This window comes from Marinobacter nauticus ATCC 49840, from assembly GCF_000284615.1.
GTDB classification, from domain to species: domain Bacteria; phylum Pseudomonadota; class Gammaproteobacteria; order Pseudomonadales; family Oleiphilaceae; genus Marinobacter; species Marinobacter nauticus.
On sequence record NC_017067.1, the window covers coordinates 3,525,637 to 3,542,392 of the forward strand.

Annotated in this window: 18 protein-coding genes; 5 read left to right on the forward strand and 13 right to left on the reverse strand. The window is 59.6% G+C overall.

Annotation, left to right across the window (positions count from 1 at the left end; all coding sequences use genetic code 11):
* Genes MARHY_RS16310 through MARHY_RS16325 form a run of 4 tightly spaced genes read left to right on the forward strand, consistent with a single transcriptional unit; the run spans position 1 to position 3,447 of the window.
* Positions 1-1,302 (forward strand): AMP-binding protein, encoded by a 1,302-nt coding sequence (locus tag MARHY_RS16310; RefSeq protein ID WP_014422798.1) that lies wholly within the window; start codon positions 1-3, stop codon positions 1,300-1,302.
* The gene (locus MARHY_RS16315; protein WP_014422799.1) at positions 1,299-1,568 is read left to right on the forward strand and encodes a phosphopantetheine-binding protein; all 270 of its coding nucleotides are present in this window, start codon (positions 1,299-1,301) and stop codon (positions 1,566-1,568) included. The genes MARHY_RS16310 and MARHY_RS16315 overlap by 4 nt, the downstream gene beginning before the upstream one ends.
* A complete protein-coding gene (locus tag MARHY_RS16320; protein ID WP_023009526.1) occupies positions 1,565-2,575 on the forward strand; it encodes a DUF6005 family protein in 1,011 nt (336 codons plus the stop codon). Before MARHY_RS16315 ends, MARHY_RS16320 begins: the two co-directional genes overlap by 4 nt.
* Positions 2,572-3,447 carry a sugar phosphate isomerase/epimerase family protein gene (locus tag MARHY_RS16325; protein ID WP_014422801.1) on the forward strand — a complete coding sequence of 292 codons (876 nt, stop codon included), beginning with the start codon at positions 2,572-2,574 and terminating at the stop codon, positions 3,445-3,447. The genes MARHY_RS16320 and MARHY_RS16325 overlap by 4 nt, the downstream gene beginning before the upstream one ends.
* On the opposite strand, the gene MARHY_RS16330 is transcribed toward MARHY_RS16325, so the two are convergent.
* The 11 genes from MARHY_RS16330 to MARHY_RS16380 all read right to left on the reverse strand — a co-directional run bounded on the left by MARHY_RS16330 (position 3,423) and on the right by MARHY_RS16380 (position 14,213).
* Entirely contained in the window at positions 3,423-3,713 is a 291-nt protein-coding gene (locus MARHY_RS16330; protein WP_014422802.1) for a DUF2218 domain-containing protein, read from the reverse strand. The genes MARHY_RS16325 and MARHY_RS16330 overlap by 25 nt on opposite strands.
* A gap of 23 nt (positions 3,714-3,736) precedes the next feature.
* Positions 3,737-4,522 carry an ABC transporter ATP-binding protein gene (locus MARHY_RS16335; protein WP_014422803.1) on the reverse strand — a complete coding sequence of 262 codons (786 nt, stop codon included), beginning with the start codon at positions 4,520-4,522 and terminating at the stop codon, positions 3,737-3,739.
* The gene (locus MARHY_RS16340) at positions 4,519-5,616 is read right to left on the reverse strand and encodes a FecCD family ABC transporter permease (RefSeq protein WP_014422804.1); all 1,098 of its coding nucleotides are present in this window, start codon (positions 5,614-5,616) and stop codon (positions 4,519-4,521) included. Before MARHY_RS16340 ends, MARHY_RS16335 begins: the two co-directional genes overlap by 4 nt.
* A complete protein-coding gene (locus MARHY_RS16345; RefSeq protein ID WP_014422805.1) occupies positions 5,613-6,761 on the reverse strand; it encodes a TroA family protein in 1,149 nt (382 codons plus the stop codon). Before MARHY_RS16345 ends, MARHY_RS16340 begins: the two co-directional genes overlap by 4 nt.
* 8 nt (positions 6,762-6,769) lie before the next feature.
* A complete protein-coding gene (locus MARHY_RS16350) occupies positions 6,770-8,743 on the reverse strand; it encodes a TonB-dependent receptor domain-containing protein (protein ID WP_041655120.1) in 1,974 nt (657 codons plus the stop codon).
* Between the two features lie 87 nt (positions 8,744-8,830).
* A complete protein-coding gene (locus MARHY_RS16355) occupies positions 8,831-10,180 on the reverse strand; it encodes a sensor histidine kinase (protein ID WP_041655123.1) in 1,350 nt (449 codons plus the stop codon).
* Entirely contained in the window at positions 10,177-10,881 is a 705-nt protein-coding gene (locus MARHY_RS16360) for a response regulator transcription factor (protein ID WP_014422808.1), read from the reverse strand. The genes MARHY_RS16355 and MARHY_RS16360 overlap by 4 nt, the downstream gene beginning before the upstream one ends.
* 70 nt (positions 10,882-10,951) lie before the next feature.
* Complete coding sequence (locus MARHY_RS16365; RefSeq protein ID WP_041655125.1) at positions 10,952-11,569, reverse strand: DUF4202 domain-containing protein; 618 nt, start codon at positions 11,567-11,569, stop codon at positions 10,952-10,954.
* A gap of 109 nt (positions 11,570-11,678) precedes the next feature.
* Entirely contained in the window at positions 11,679-12,296 is a 618-nt protein-coding gene (locus MARHY_RS16370; protein ID WP_014422810.1) for a glutathione S-transferase family protein, read from the reverse strand.
* A 77-nt stretch (positions 12,297-12,373) separates the two neighbouring features.
* Positions 12,374-13,111, reverse strand: a complete 738-nt coding sequence (locus MARHY_RS16375) for an alpha/beta fold hydrolase (protein ID WP_014422811.1) — start codon at positions 13,109-13,111, stop codon at positions 12,374-12,376.
* 1 nt (position 13,112) lies between these two features.
* Positions 13,113-14,213, reverse strand: a complete 1,101-nt coding sequence (locus tag MARHY_RS16380; protein WP_014422812.1) for a M14 family zinc carboxypeptidase — start codon at positions 14,211-14,213, stop codon at positions 13,113-13,115.
* Between the two features lie 144 nt (positions 14,214-14,357).
* Here MARHY_RS16380 and MARHY_RS16385 point away from each other — a divergent pair, with 144 nt between their 5' ends.
* Entirely contained in the window at positions 14,358-15,191 is an 834-nt protein-coding gene (locus MARHY_RS16385; protein WP_014422813.1) for a substrate-binding periplasmic protein, read from the forward strand.
* Here the strand turns inward: MARHY_RS16385 and MARHY_RS16390 are convergent.
* The gene (locus MARHY_RS16390) at positions 15,167-16,144 is read right to left on the reverse strand and encodes an META domain-containing protein (protein WP_014422814.1); all 978 of its coding nucleotides are present in this window, start codon (positions 16,142-16,144) and stop codon (positions 15,167-15,169) included. The two genes, MARHY_RS16385 and MARHY_RS16390, sit on opposite strands and share 25 nt — an antisense overlap.
* 129 nt (positions 16,145-16,273) lie before the next feature.
* Positions 16,274-16,711: an META domain-containing protein gene (locus MARHY_RS16395; RefSeq protein ID WP_014422815.1), complete on the reverse strand. Its 438-nt coding sequence runs from the start codon at positions 16,709-16,711 to the stop codon at positions 16,274-16,276.
* Between the last annotated feature and the right edge of the window lie 45 nt (positions 16,712-16,756).

The following is a 16,756-nucleotide window of genomic DNA, read 5'->3' on the forward strand; positions in this document are numbered from 1 at the left end:
GTGACTGCACCTTTGTTCTATGTCGACAACATGCCTTACACGCAACCGGACTGCGACCAGATAGTCCAGTGCCTGGAGGAGCGCCCTGAATTTCAGGAGCCGGCCGGTTGCCGATTTGCGGTCTGCCTGCAGGACACCGCCCACTGGCTGGCCCTGTGCCTCTGGCTGAAACCCCTTGGCGCCAGTGTGCTGCCCATTCATTCCGGCACCCCCTATGCTGCGGCCCGAACCCTGGCCGAGAGCACGGGCTGCACCTACCTGCTGTTTGGCGAGCAACTCCAGGAAGTCACGCCCGAAGTCATTCGCGAGAAAGCGAAGACGGCCTGCGCCGAAGGCGGTGAGCTGATTCAGCTCAGCTCCGGCACCACGGGCAACCCCAAAACCATCACACGACCCTGGCACGACATAGAACGGGAGCTGGCCGCCTATGTTGCCCAATTCACTGAGGCCATGAGCTTGACACCGGTGGTCGCATGCCCGGTGACGCACTCCTACGGTCTGATCTGTGGTGTGCTGGCAGCCCTGCAGCGGGGGATTGCCCCCCAGGTGATCACCAATCTCAATCCACGTTCTATTCTTGCAAGGCTGCGCGCAGTACCCGAGCATCTGCTCTATGCCTCTCCGACCCTGGTCAGCTTGCTGATACGGATGCTGCCTGAAAACCAAAGTCTGCACAGCGTCATGCTGTCCGGGGCGCCCCTGCCCGCCCCCGTGCTGGACCAGCTTCGAAACCGCTGCCTGCGCGTTTGCCAGCAATATGGCTGTTCGGAAGCCGGCTGCGTGGCGCTGAGCCCGGACGTGACTGAGCCTGGCCAACTCGGCCTGCCGTTATCGCATGTGTCAGTGCAGGCCGGGGGCTCCCCAGGGCAACCGGATGAAATCCTGATCACGGTTAAAGCCACCGGACAGCGCATTCACAGCAGGGATCTGGGCTATTTCGACCAGCAGGGTCAGCTGCATTTCCTGGCCCGTTCCGATGACACCATCAACGTTGCCGGCATCAATGTCTATCCGGGGGCCGTGGAAGACGTGTTTCTTGGCTATCCCGGGATTCGAGAGGCGGTGGCCTTCAAGCAACCGGATACCTTTGCCGGTGAGCGGGTTTGCCTGCGCTTTGTAGCAGACTCAGAAATAGACACCGACCAGCTGCGGCAATGGAGCCGGGGCCAACTGTCACCGCACCAGGTGCCGTCACTGATCGAACAGGTGGAAAGCATCAGCCGGCTCCCGAACGGCAAGGTCAGTCGCCGGCTGTTAACTGAATCCCTCAACCACAAAGATCAGCGGGAGGTGCCGGCATGAGTTCAGCCACTCCCACCCGCGAAGCCATTGAAGCGGTGATTCGAAGCCATCTGCCCAACGCCCGGCTTTCGGCGTTCTCAGCGACTGCCCGCCTCAACGCCGATCTGGCTATTGACTCGATTATGCTGTTGCAGCTGATCGTACACCTGGAACTGGAATACGGCCTGCATATACCTGAAGAAGCGCTGCTGACCCATCAGCTCGAGACCGTTGAGGACCTGGAAGCGCTATTGGTCGCCACAGGCAACCCGGAGGTTTCCCTGTGATCAAAGTGCACTGTTTTGTCAGCTGTGTCTGCGAGATCATCAAACGCACCCCCGGTGTGGACCACCGCCCCTTCTACTTTGGCGTATGGGATGCGGACTTCTCGGTCAATGAGGAGCAGGTTCTGTCCTACCACTCGCCCCATACCCGGCACGACCAGTTCCGGGAGTGGTACCGGCTACTGTACGGCGTCACCATTGAATCTTGGTATAACCACCAGCAATCGAAAGAGGCCAACATCGACCGGCTGATTGAACTGCTGGAAACGCGCCCTTCCGATCGTCAGGTCATGGTCATGCTGGACCTTTACCGACTTCCAGAACGGGAAAACAAATTCCACCAGAACCCGTTTCCCCACTACGTGATGTTGGAAGCCACGGAAGATCCGGAGCAGTGGTTCATGTCGGACCCGGATTTTCGCTGGGAGGGTGTGCTGCCCAAAGACCGGATTCTGGAATCGGTCCGCTCCCCGGCCGCTGCCGGTGGCTTCTGTTTCGATGGCCTGGACATCCGGCATACGCCCGCGGAGACGGTAGCCGCTTATTTCGCCCAGTGCATGAAAGCGGAAACCAATCCGTTTACCGATGCCTTGCGGCAGATTCTGCACGCCCATATCGGTCCCGACGCCAGGCAACCACTGGCAAACCTGCCCCGGGCATTCAGGGAGATTCCAGTAATGGCGATTCGCAAGTACGCCTACGAGCACGCCTTTGCCTGGCTGCTGGAGGATCAGGGCCGCACCGCCGAGGGCGATCCGTGGTTCGAAGCGCTGTGCGAGGACATTGACCGGCTGGTGAAAACGTACACCCAGATCCAGTACCGGGCGCTGAAACTGGTGATGTCCGGTAACGCTGCCCTGCTGTCCGGGGTCGAGCAGTTGCTGGACGAGCAGGATCAGCGAGAGTTCGCCATCAAGGACAGCCTGCAGGGCCTGTTTGCAGAATGGCAGCAGCAACACCCCGACCTCACGGTCAACACCCGGACGTCCGCCCTGGAGGTATTGCCATGATTCGCTTCCACCTGTGCACCATCTCGTTCCGCCACCAGTTGGTGTCGTTACCGGAACTCGCCACCTGGGCTGGCGCCACCGGCTTTGACGGTATTGAACTCTGGGGTGTGCATGCCCGGCACCTGTTACAGCAGCCCGGACTGGATGGCCGCTGGCTGAAAAGCCAGGGACTGGCTATTCCCATGGTCAGCGACTATCTGCCGCTGGACGGTAGTGAACAGGAGGCCATCCACTACACCCGCGAACTCTGCCGGCTGGCCCGACACTGGCAGGCACCCAAACTGCGAACGTTTGCCGGCCATCAGGGCAGCGCCGAGCTCGACCAGAGGCAGCGCCAGGCCCGGACCCGACGTCTGCAGACGCTGACCCGTTGCGTCGCAGATGAAGGCCTGACCCTGGTGGTGGAAACACACCCCGGTACACTGGCCGATACGGTCGACTCCACTCTGACGTTGCTGACCGACGTTGATCACCCGGCCCTGGGTATCAACTTCGACGTCTTGCATGTCTGGGAAGCCGGAGCAGACCCAAAGCTGGCGCTGCAACAAATGGCGCCCTGGGTCAGACATTTTCACTTCAAGAATATCCGTCATCGGGATCAGCTCGGCGTATTTGCTCCGGCTAATGTCTACTCACCGGCCGGTTCCCGGCAGGGAATGGTGCCCGTGCTGGACGGTGCCTGTGACTACCGTCCGCTACTGGACACCCTGGCCGGCTGGCATCAGTCGCAAACCCATCCGGCCCCACTGGACATTTCCCTGGAGTGGTTCGGCCCGGACAGCTACCGGGTGCTATGCAGCGATCTTCACCAGTTGCGGCAAAACGTTCGCCAGAACCACCCGCAATCTCAGGCGCTGGCCGTCTGCCAGTGAACCTCATCCACCTCATCGCCGGCAAAGCGAATGAGGTGGGAAGCCACCACCTGGCCCAACTCCTCCAGCTCCGTTCCGGTGGCTGATTGGCAGCGCATCAGCAGCTCCCGGTTTGCGGCTTCGAGCCAGCATTCACCAATGGAGAAAGCCAGCCTGCCATCGGTTGCGGTCCACTCAGCCTCAATCTTGTGGCGAAAGTGTTTGCAGAGGCGATTGATCAGGCGACCGGGATCGGTGGTGGCGACTCGGGCATTCATGGTTGGCATGGCAGACTCCTTACCTCAATGGGTCAGTTAACACTGGCAGATAGCGGACGATCCGCCAGCACAATGGGGTGTCCCCGGGAGCATCGCTCGATGCGGGCCTCGATACCATAGGTTCTGGCCAACAATTCCGGCGTCAGCACCTGTGCCGGTGTGCCCAGCACGGCCTGGCCCCCCGGGGACAGAACCAGAATCTGGTCGCAATAGCGCAGGGCCAGATTGAGATCATGGCTGGCCACCAGAGCAATGGCGCCGGTCCGGCTGGTGGCATCACGTACCGCGTTGAGCACATTCAGCTGCCAGTGCAAGTCCAGGGCACTGGTGGGCTCATCCAGCAGCATCAATGGCGTCTGACGTACCAGTACCTGAGCCAGCCCCACCATCTGGCGCTGACCACCAGACATTTCCGACAGCCGCCGAAGCGCCAGTTGCCGGATACCCAGGGTGTCGAAAACCTCTTCAATCGCCAGCTCGGTTTCTTCCCGGGACCAGTCACCGCGGGCGGAGCGACAGGCACTGAATACGGTTTCATAGGCCACCAACGGAATGGCCTGGGGCAGTGGTTGCGGCAGGTAACCGACACGACGAATACGATGGTGGGCCGTCATCGCCGCAAGGTTTTCCCCGGCAAAGGTCATGGTGCCGGCAATCGGCAGCAGGCCAGCAATGGATTTCAGCAGCGTGGATTTACCCACGGCGTTAGGGCCAACCACGGCCACCAGTGAGCCCGCGGGTATCTCCGGCAGGGTAAGCCCTGTGAACACGGATCGATTCCGGTAACCGGCGGTGACGGATTGCAGCTTCAGGGTCACAATGCGGCCCTCCTGCTGCGGCCGATGATCAGGGTAATGAACAGCGGGATACCTACCAGGGCGGTCACAATCCCCACCGGCAATACCACTCCCGGCACCAGTAACTTGCTGGCGATAGATGACAACGACAGCAGAACGGCCCCGGCCAGGGCACTGCCCGGCAACAGAAAGCGATGATCTTCACCCAGCATCAAACGGGCGATGTGGGGCGCCACCAAGCCGATAAACCCGATTTCGCCAACGAAACACATGGCCGCCGCGGTCAAAAGGCTCACCCGCATCAGCACCACCAGGCGCATGCGCTCCACCCGGATACCCAGGCTTCGGGCCTGCTCCTCACCACTGCGCAACAAGGTCATGGCCCAGGCATTGCGAAGGGAAAACGGCAGGCACAGCGCAAGCACCAGGGCGACAATGGCCACTTTGTCCAGACTGGCCCGAGCCAGGCTACCCATGGTCCAGAACACAATCTGCTGAACCGACTCGGCATCGGCCATGAACTGGATCAGGCCCACCACTGCGTTGATGCCGAATAACAGGGCAATCCCAAACAGCACCACCGCATGCACCGAGGCCCCCAGAGTGCGTGACAATACCAGAATCAGCAGCGAGGCGGCTGCGGCAAATACAAACGCAGACAGGGGCAGCAATACATGGGCCGCCAATCCCAATACCGAGATATTGAAGGCAATCACTAGGGACGCCCCCAGAGTGGCAGCCGCACCGACGCCCAGGGTAAACGGGCTGGCCAGCGGATTATTCAGTACCGTCTGCATCTCCGCCCCGGCAAGGCCAAGGCAAGCGCCGACCACCACCGCCATCAACGCGTATGGCAGTCGGATATCCTCAATGATCACGCGGGTGCCGGCATCGATACCCTCAGGGTTGAGTAGTCCTCTGAACACATCCATCAATCCCAACATCGACGGCCCGCTGGCAATATCCACCAGCAGTGCCGTCATCGCCGCGAGGGTCAACCCTCCCAGGCATAACACCCGGCGCCAGACAAAACGCCGATAGTCATCGGCCAGCGAGGACGCCCTGGTGTCAGACGATCTCAGCCCTGCATCTTGCCTATACTGCACAGGCGTCATTTCTGGGCCTCCCCGGCTGTCACCCAATAGACTCCTTCAAGCGGCACTGGCTGGAATCGCCGGTAGAATTCCGCCAGGGTCGCATCTGGATCCAGCTCACCAAACGCTGCCGGATGGAACCACCGGGCCAGAGCCTGGACCGCCACCACATTCATGGGCGTGTTGTAGAAGTGGTGCCAGATAGCCATGGCCCTCCCCTCTCGAATGGGTTTTACCGCTCGCAGCCCCGGACGATCGGTGGCCCGGAGAAGGGATGCCCTGGCCGTCTGCTCATCAATACCGGCCCCGAGCATCACGTATGCGTGGTCGGTTTCGGACGCCTGATACCGTCGGGAGCCAATGGCCGTGGCTACGTAACGCCGGGGCGGCTCACTGATCAGATATTCCAGATTGAGCACACCACTGACCCCGGGAACCCGGCCTTGCGCCACATTCTTACCGCCAGCAGCCTCGATGAAGTGCCCCATCATCCCCTCCACCATGGTCTCACAGCAGTTGTCATGCCGACCCAGACGACTGTGCAGGAACACGCTGGGCCAGTCGCTTCGCGGAATCTCGGCCACCACGCCGGTAACCCGGGCAAGCTGTTGCTGGTAGAACCGGTTGAAGACCTCGGCCTCATCCTGACGCCCGAGAACTTCGCCCAGAACAGCCATGCTCCTGGGTGTATTGACCAGAGGATCCTGCCGAAAATCGATAAACACCACTGCCACGCCCGCTCGCTGAAGGCTATCAATCAGTGCCCGGTTATAGGCACCGGGACCGTGGCCCTCGAGACTGAAGATGGCCAGGTCGGCCCCCATGGCAAGCACACTTTCCAGACTGAAACTGTCAGCCGAGGTGTGCCCCACCCGGGGAATATCCGCCAGTGACGGGAAAGCTTTCAGATACTGCGCATAGCCGCCCGGATCCGTCATTTCGAAATCCGGTAACAGCCCCGCAAGACGGTCAGGCAGGTGCTCTCCCTCCAGTATGGCAAGCGCGGGAATGTAGCGACTCTCTCCCAGGATCACTCGCTCGACACGGTCCGGCAGCTTTACCGTCCGCCCCGCCAGATCGGTAACCGTGTCCGCCGCCAGGGAGAGCTCAGCCAGTAAACAGAAAACGCCGCCCATCAGGGCGGCTGTGATTTGGTAACGCAACATCACGGGCCTCAGAACCGCATGGCCAGGCCAACACGGATGTCCCGCCCCGGCTCCGGCATGCCAACGATTCCCTCATAGTCCTCAATATGCTGGTAATCAGCATTGCTGGCATGAGCCAGGTACTGCTTGTCGCCGACGTTCTTGATGGTCAGACTCAGCCGCAGATCCTCATTGCCGGTGGGTAACCAGTGCAGAAACAGGTCGTGCACGCCGTATCCGGGCTTGTCGATGGTGCCAACAGAGGTGTCCAGATTATCGATACCCTCAACAAACCGGCCCTGCCAGCCAAACTCCAGGTTTCGATCCCAACGGTACGCCAGGTCGGCAATCCAGGTATCTCCCATGGTGTTACCCAGCAGATTGTGCTCGTACACCGTCAACGGCTGGCCATCCACTTCGGCATCGTTACTGTGGAAGCTGAGTCCGGCGGAAAGTGCCTGCCATTGGTAACCGGCCGTGATCAGGTAGCCGTCAGACTCGAGATCACCGATGTTCTTGTAGATGGATTCCCGGAACGGCAGCAACGGATCAGCAATGGCGTCCTTGATTTCAGAACGGTACACCTCGGCCGACAGCCGGAAAGTTTCGTAGCGGTAATCGAAACCGACCTCGGTATTCCGGGCTTTTTCGCCTTCCAGATCCGGATCGTTTTCAGAACCTTCCAGCTTGAAGGAGTCCTGAGTGGTTGGCCCCCGGAAGGCCTCGGCATAACCAGCTTTCAGGGTGAGACCGTCCACCACCTCCCAGGCCAGGTTGGCATTCGGGCTGACCTCGTCTTCACTGAAGCGCTGATCATCGTTGTCCTTGAGCCGGTAGTCGTCATAACGGGCGCCGGCACTGAACAGCAGACGGCTGGTGAGCCATAGATCGCCCTGCAGGTAAACGCCCAGCACTTCACCAGTCTGTTGTTCGGCCCTCTTGTCCTCCTGATACCCGGCGTTCACCTTGTCCTCACGATAATCAACACCGTAGGTCAGGCTGTGCTCGCCAAAACGACTGGTGTTACGAAGGTCGCCGCCGATGTTCCGGCTAAACCCGAAGTAACGGCCCCAGCGATCCTCAACGTTCTGCTCAATGTCAGACTCGGTGTGGTAAACGGTTGCCTCAAGATCCACCAGCGCATTGCCTGCGGGAGCGTATCCGTAGTTGAGGGTGGTGGTGTCCCGCCGGCCATCCAGTTCGTAAAGGCGATTGAAACCACTGACAACCCATTGTGGACGCTGGGGCCGCTCCCCCTCATCGGTACGTACTTCGTGACTGAGCTTGATAGTCTGATCGGCCGGCAACTGACCCACCAGTTTCGCAAACCCCAGCTGCTGACGGGCATCACTGCCGGCAATACGGTCGCCACTGCCATCCTTGAAGGGCTCGTGGTCACTCTGGCTGACAGACACCAGGGTGCTCCAGTTATCACTCAGCCGACCAAAGGCCGTACCACTGGCCTTGTAGCCATCGGTGTTGGAGAAAGAGCCGAGTTTCACCAGGGCCCCGGCGCTTTCGCCTGGCCGCAACAAATCGGCCGGATCCTTGGTGACAAAGCGGATTGATCCGCCCAGGGCGCCTGCCCCGTCGGTGGCCCGGCCAGCCCCGGCATTGACTTCAACCTGCTTGAGCAACTCCGGCTCCACCGACAGTCGACCGGAGTGATGGAACAGTGCCCCAGCCTGGGTGGCGCCATCCACGGATACGTTCAAAAGCGGGTCTTCAAAGCCTCGGACATAAACTTTCTGGGCGATGCTGTTGGACCCACCAACGCTTACGTCTGGCTGGCCCGCAAAGACGTCTTCCAGATCGTCCGCCTGGAAACGCTCTATGGTCTCTGCATCGACCACAGTATCGGCGTCCACCTCACGGTCTGCGGTTACCTGAATAGGATCCAGGGAAACCGGCTGTGCATGAGCCAGAGGTGCTGCCATCAGTGCCAGCCAGAGGGTGTTGCGACGAAAGCGCCGGGGTTGTTTCATCGGTGAGGAATTTGCCATCACGACCGCACTCCATTATGAAAATGATTCGTATTTGGAGTGCATTCTCGATAACTTGTGTCGCGAAGTGAACCAGTTTTACATTTGTTACATCCGGACTGCAGGCAACCACAAATGCATCGCCAGACCACCGTTCCCCGCAAGATTACAGGCCCGGATTCGCCCCCCTATGGCATCCAGATGCCGGCTTGCCAGCGCTAACCCCAGGCCATGGCCAGACGGCACACTTTCCCGTATCCGTGTGGCACGGAAAAACGGCCGGAAGATCGCCTCCAGTTGCTCGGCCGGAACACCCGGCCCGTCGTCCTCCACCGACAGCCGGTACCCACCGGCTTCCTCCTGCAGCCGTATCATTACCGTGCCACCGGCCGGCGTATACTTGCAGGCATTGCGGACCACATTTTCAATGGCCTGTGCCAACGCCCGATGACTGGTACCCCGAATCTCCGCCTGTTCCGGAAGCTCGGTCCTGATATGATGCTCCGGGTACTCGTAGCGGGCGTCTTCCGCAATGGTATCCACCAGATCGGTCAGATCCAGATCCTCCTGGTTGAGCTCCGGCTGCTCGTTCTCCAGCCAGGCCAGGGTCAGGGTGTCCTCTACCAGCGCGCGCATCAGATCGCACTCCCGCCGTATTCGGGGCAGGAAATGCTGGGTATCGATGCCTTCCTCTACGCAACTGATGGCCATATCAATCCGGGTCAGGGGCGTTCGCAGCTCATGGGAGAGATCTGAGATCAACCGGCGCTGGGACTGGATCAGATCGCCGATCCGCTCAGCCATCCGGTCAAAGGTCTCTGCCAGCGCGGTCAGTTCGTCATTTCTGTTACCCAGCAGAGCCCTGGCTCTGGCGCCCAGATTACCCTCACTGAACTGGCGGGTTGCCAGCTCCAGCTGGCGAACGGGATTCATCAGGTGCCGGTAAATCACCAGACACAATGCCAGCAGCACCGTCAGTGGCAGGGCAGCTTTCAGGAATAGCCGCGCCTCCGGCAGGTAAGCGCCCGGCCGCATACGCTGAGGCAGGGTAATCAGGAAATGGGTGTGGCCATCGGCGAAGGTAAGATCCATGACCGGGTTTTCGGTGAAATACAGATGGATCTTCCATTCCACGTTGCGTCCAAGCCGAAAACCCTCCTGAAACTGTGAGGACAGTTCACTGCCAGCCAGCGGCTGTATCTCGGACCGAACCACCGCCGCCCAGGTGATTTCGTCCCGTTGCAGCTGCTCCAGCCAGCGGGCAAGGGCCTGTTCGTCGCCGGCCAGGTACAGACGCTCTGCTGTGTGCCCCCAGTCTTTCAGGGTCTCCTGATGCTTGCGGGCAATAAAACTCATCTGCTGTTCGGTAGTGGTCCCCAGAAAGGAGATCACCCAGAACAACACCAGCGTACCCAGTGCCAGTGTGCCTGACAGCTTCCACCACAAACGACGATTCACTGGAAGCAATACCCCTTGCCGTGCACTGTCTGCAGTCGGTCACCGGCAACGCCGGCCTCCACCAACTTGCGGCGCACCCGGCTCAGGTGCATGTCCAGGCTCCGATCGTAGCGACTGAACTCTTTCTCCAGCACCACCTGGTAGAGATAGGGTTTGCTCAACGCTTCGCTCTGATGCAGCACCAGAATCCAGAGCAGGCGAAACTGGATGGGAGTCAGCGAGACCGGATTACCCTGAAAGCTGACGGTCATGGCATGACGATCAAGCTTCAACTCACCGGCAGCCAGTGCGGCAGGGTCTGCGCGCTGATCGGTTTCGCCCAGGGTGCGTCGCAGCAACGCCTCAATTCGCAACAGCAATTCGGTGAAACTGAAAGGTTTTGGCACATAGTCATCGGCCCCCTGCTGATACCCCATAATGCGCTCTTGCTCGGCACCACAGGCGGTCAGCATCATGACCGGGGTCTGGCGGGTTTTACGGAGTTTCTCCAGGAATTCGAACCCGTTCATCCGTGGCAGCAGTACATCCAGAAGAATCAGATCCAGCCGCTGCCCCATAGCGGTGATCAGTGCCTGATCGCCCTCGTAGCTCTGCACCACCTGGTAGCCCCGGGACGCCAGTAATCCGGACAGCTGATCACTGAGGGACTGATCGTCTTCGACAATCAGGATTTTCGGATTTCGGTCGGCCAGTGTCGCCATGGTTTGCCATCCATTGCCAAATGATAATGCATATCATATGCAACGAATGGCAGTAGCTCAAGTGCAGGATTCACTCAGCGGGTGCGGCAAGAGCCTCCTGCAGCAACGCCAACAGGTGAGCGGGCATGCCCTCGGCCAGCTTCAGAGCGGCACTGTGGCCACGAGGTGTCATTTTTCCCCAGGTCCGGCGCACAATGCGCAGCCATTTTTCCTTGTCGTAATCCGGGTTGTCTTCAAAGAATTGTGCAAAATAGCGCTCCAGAAACACCATACACGCCACATCTTCCAGCAACTGGGTGTCTTCGTCTTCCCGCAGTTTACGCTTGGTCAGAATAGTTTCGACCCGTTCGCACTCCGCTTTCGGGTAGCCGCAAGCCGCCATGATCTCCGCTGCCCGGCGACCATGCATGCGGCCGCAGGCCTGACGCCATTGATAGTAATTCTTGCGGCCCTCACCATAGTCACTACGGGGCATGGTCCAGCGCTCGATATGCTGGGCCCGACAGGCAATCTGCATGCGCTCGGAAGGTTCCGGCTCCAGCTCAAACAGCCAGCGGGTCATGTGCAGACTGTATGCGAATTCCCTGGGAAGGGATTCACCATCTATTTCCTCGCGGTTGGGATCCTGCTGGTTTGCCTGGTCGATGGCATTAATCGCACATTCCAGATTGACACTGTTGCTCATCATTCAGTCCTTCAAGTCGCACGGCTCGCTCCTGGCGCCCCCGTGTGAACAGGGCGCGCCGTTCCATCAAGCGATACTATCAGCCAGCCGGACTACAGGTCACCGGCAAACTTCAGACCTGCGCCGAAGGCCGCGACTTGATCCGGTCGAACCAGGCTTGCAGATGCTCCTGTTCCGGCTTGATACGGATATTGACCACCCGGGCAAAGGCTACGGTGGTGAAAGCGTTGATGTCGGCGGCGGTGAACCGGTCACAGCACAGGTATTCCTTGCCCTCGAGCTGCTTGTTCAGGAAATGCATGAATTTCTCGACGCCCTGGCCGCACTCCTCCCCCCACTCCTTGATGGGATTCATCCGATCCTTGAAATAGCCGGTGGTGTGCTGAAAGCACATGCCGGTGGGCATCATGAAATAGAATTCGATCCAGCGCAGCCACTGCTCCACCTGGGCTTTCTCCAGCGGCGATTCACCCAACAGACTGGGCGTGTCCGGATAGCTTTCCTCAAAATAGCGGCAGATGGCCATGGTTTCGGCAATGCAGATGCCGTCATCCAGTTCCAGCACCGGCACTTTCTTCATCGGGTTGCGGGCAACAAAGTCCGGGCTCAGGTTCTCCCCTTTTTCAATATCCACCTGCACCAGTTCAACCTGGTCCAGCAAGCCTTTCTCGGCCAGGAACATGCGCACTCGGCGTGGGTTGGGGGCGGTTCGGGTTTCGAAGAGTTTCATCTTGTTATTGGCTCCGTTCACTCGTTGAATTGACGCCAATGAGCGTGACCGCAAAAAACAGTTGCGTCAAGCAACCGCTATTGACCAGGCAACCACTGTTCCATCTGCCGGATGATCCACCCGGGTTCATCCAGCGGCAGGTCGTGCCCGGCATCCGGATGCAGCCGAAGCGTCCAGCACCAACGCCGTTCCAGTTCGGCGCTGCAATGCCAGTGCACAATACGGTCATCCTTGCTCGCCAGCAGCAGAGCATCTGCCATGGGCCGCTGCGGCAAGGGCTGAAACCGGGCTGCCGCCCGCAACTGATTGAACGCCGTACGATAGTTGACAGGACGCTGGCGCTGGATGCTGTACCAGGCTTTGCACAAAGACAGTGGAATCTCTCGATTGGACGTCAGGCGCAGAATATCCCGCTCCCGGTGAAACAGCTCTCGACGGGCCAGTAGCTGAGTCACGCGCGGCCAGGCCAGCGGGCGCATGCGTTTCCAGAACGGGCTGAAACCGGAACTGGTGTTGACCAGAACCAGGTGCTGCAGCTCCCCGGGTTCGGCACGCTGGGCCCAGTCAAGGGCCACCATACCGCCCATGGACAGCGCCAACAGGCTGAAAGGCCTGGGTATATGATTGACCTGTTCACAGACGCGCCTGCGAATCTCAGGGATAGTGCCGGGAGAATCCTCGCGGAACAGTGTGCCGGTGCCCGGCAGATCAATGGTGTGGAACCGGTGTTCCGGAAAGGCCGAGCGAAGCTGTGCCGGGAAATCGCCCCAGTGGCCCTGCTCCCGGGTGAGGCCTCTCAGAAGGATCCAGTGCATGTCATCGGCTATCCCTGTACCAGTGCATAATGGCAGCTTCCCTCAGCATGGACTCTTCATCCGACCCCGGCAACCAGTTCTCATGACTGGCAGCGGCGTTCAACAGGAAATCAATCCACGGCATGTGACTGCGCAACACCCGTTGGTGTCGGTGCGGAACCAGTGGGTTGAAGAAGCCTTCCAGCCGAAACAGCTGACGCGGGCGTTTACGAATCCAGCGCCAGGATCCCATTTCCAGGGTGAGCGGCAGAAAAACACCGTCGCTGGTTCGGTTAACCTGTTTGTAAAAGTAGTCCCATAGATCACCATGGGTCAGATAGTGGGCAGATTGCGGCTCAAACCGGTACGTGTGATTGGGGTAAGCCTGTTCCCAGATCAGTTTGAGCGCCATGACCGAGCCAATGCGGCGCATGGGCCGGCGGCGATAGGCGTAGGGAAACCAGATCTGATCCTGCCAGCCAAACCCGGAGTGGCAATCCAGCGCCAGACTGAATGGACGACCCGGGAGCAGTTCCCGGATCACCGACTCGAGGGCCAGGTTCTCGGCTTCCATCCCCTGTTCGGGATCACCGGTATACCAGGGCAAGCGTGGTGAAAGCCGCTGCCCTCCCAACAGGAAGGCACTGCGATCCTGGGCCGTGATCGGCGCATTACGCATCAGATCAACCCCGTTCGGATTGCTGCGCTGGTTCAGGTACATGCCGCCCGGGTTCAGCATGGGCAGAAGCGTGATGTGCACCCGCTCCAGAAGCGCCTGTACGCTGTCATCCCAGGCCAGGCGGGCCAGAAAAGAAGACAGCCACGCCATCACCACCTGCGTGCCGATACGCTCAAGCCCATGAACTCCGCCAATCAGCATAACAACGGGCGCATCCTTGCGGTCGGTGCCCAGGTCGACCCGATAGACCGGCAGTTCAAGGTCGCGAACGTTCACCCGGGACAGTACCGAACTGGAGACACCTTCCGGCGCCTCCGCCAGCAGCCGCTCGAGCTGGATCAGCTCCGGCAGGAAAGTGCGAAGCCTTCGTTTCTGGCCTCTGTCCCGGCGGGCTTGCTCCGCTGGTATCACAGCGTGGGGCGTCAATGCTTTCAGTTCGGTCATTTCAGGCTCTCTGGCAACGGCTGCTGACAGTGTGCGCCAGAAATGCTTCAGTCCGTTGACAGTGCCGAACCTGTTATTGCAAATAGTACGCAAGGGTATACTATGAAAATGCACCTTCGCAGATTACCGTGACCCAGTCCGCTCATGCCCAGATTCCCGTTGCTCATCCTGGCCCTGTTGATGGCCGCCTGCTCACCCGATGAGGCTACAGAACCAGGGCGGCATGAAGCCACGGAAAGCGCCACGCGTCAGCAACCTGCCCCCCACCCTGATCAACACCGGATCATTCTCGCCGCCGACCCCTGGTGCCCCCATAACTGCCGGGCTGGTGCGCCGGAGGAAGGTTATATGGTGGATATTGCGCGGGAGATTTTTGCCGCATCCGGCTTTGACGTTGAGTACAGAAACTATGGCTGGGCCCGTTCCCTGAGCCTGGCCCGGGAGAACCGGATTGATGGCGTTATCGGCGCCCTGAAAGGCGACGCCCCGGACTTTGTCTTTCCGGAGCGCCCCATGGGCACCGCCCGTATCGGCTTGTACACGCATCCGGAGAGTCAATGGCAATACCGGGGGCTGGAGTCGCTTAACGGAAAAACCCTGCTGGTGATCAACGGTTACTCCTACTCTCCGGAGCTGGATCGTTATATTGCAGACTATACCGATGATCCCGAACGAGTGTGGGTCCTCTCCGGAGCAGCGCCCCTCGGGCGAGCCCTCAGACTACTGGCACAGGAACGCACCGATACCTTCGCCGAAGACCAGGCGGTCATGAGCTGGTTTTTGCGGGAGCATTCAGGATATCCACCTCCAAGACTGGCCGGGATCGCCCACCAGGCCCCCGTCTACATTGCCTTCTCGGCCGGGAATCCAAGGTCGGGGGAACTGGCCAGACTGCTGGATGCGGGTCTGGCCAGGCTGGCTGAAACTGGCCGCCTGGACATGATCAAGGCGTCCTACGGGCTTTCCACCTCGGATTGAAAAGCCTTGATGGTATTGCCAGCGGGTGTTTGCAGCAGCAATTCACCATGCCGGCCGATCCGGCCATCCGTTACCTCTTCCAGCAGCTCCAGGAAACGCCTTTCCTGATTCATCAATGCCGGCGCACAGGCCATCATGGTGGTGGCCTGAAGACTGAAGGACAACACTTCTCCCGTCAGGTTGTAACTTCCCGTATAGCGATTACAGGAAGCCCGGCCAGCTACCCGGTTGTCCGCCAGAAACCTCAGGGTCATTCTGGAGCGGTCAATAATGCCGGCACCGGCAAGGTCTTCCACCACCCATTCGGCACCCCGGAACAGCCGCTGACGATCCCCGCCACAACCCTCAAATGTCTCATCGCCGAGTGTCAAACGAACCTGAGCCGGATACTGAGCGCCAGCCATCTGGTCTTCACACAACTGATGAGCGATCCGCACCTCCGTCCGCTCGTCACCCAGCGTGGCTTCATAGGCGCGACCGTGGCGATTGGCAAGAATCTCGTTCAGGCGGATATCTTCGGTAACTTGCTGGTCGTAAGGACGGGTCAGCCGCATCTGGCCATTCTCGATAACAACAGACCAGAACGGTTCCGTGCCTATCCCACGAAACGAGGATTCAATGGCACCCGGCTCCAGGCACTCGGGAAGCGTCTCGCCACGCAGGCTCAGCGTTGCCCGCTCCCCCTTGCTCCAGAACCGGGTATCCGGGTCGCCGGGCGCGACAAACAAGGCGCCGGAGGCGCTCTCGGCCGGCTTGAGCAGAACCCGGCGATTCAGGTATTCCAGCCCTACCAGTTCGTCGTCACCGGAGCTGGTGACCGTAACGTCCAGCTGGCCACACTGGTAACGGCCAAACTCCGACAAGCCCGTTTTCGTCGGGCTGGAGGCACAGGCACTGATCAGGGCGCCGGCAAGAACCACGACAGACAGCGATACACCTTGTCGCAAAAACATGAACACATCCTCTGTTGTTCCAGACTACAAGTCGCCATTGTAGAGATTCCATCCTGGATTCACCACGATCGACGCAAAGCACTGAGTCAGAAACCTGCCTGTAGCACGTCATTGCCAAGACGCTCTTAACTACTCCTGCGTAGCCGCTGGCGAAGCCAGGATGGTAACGCCCTGCCCGGTCTCAAGCACCAGCCGGCCGTCAGCGGCAAACTGATACCCGTGAACATCGCCCAACAGTTTCAAAAACCGGTTTTCCTGCTGCATCAGGGTTTCAGGGCAGGCCATTCGCGTCGCGGCCATCTGGGAAAACACCAGTTCTTGACCCTGAATGTGCCAGCCTCCGTTGTAACGGTTGCAGGACGATGAACCAAACACCCGCCCTTCATCGTTGAATCCGATGGTAACCTCACTACCCTCAAGTACCGGCTCACCATCAATTTCTTCCACCATCCACTGGCTACCGGCCAGCGACCCGGGCTTTCCACCCTCTTTCTCGGCATTGAGGGAGCAGCCCCAGAGCGACCCGGTAATCAGCAACATCGCCATGACATTCTTTGCAAGACTCATATAACCCCCTGATACATAGTGAGATAACCATTGCATTCTACGCCT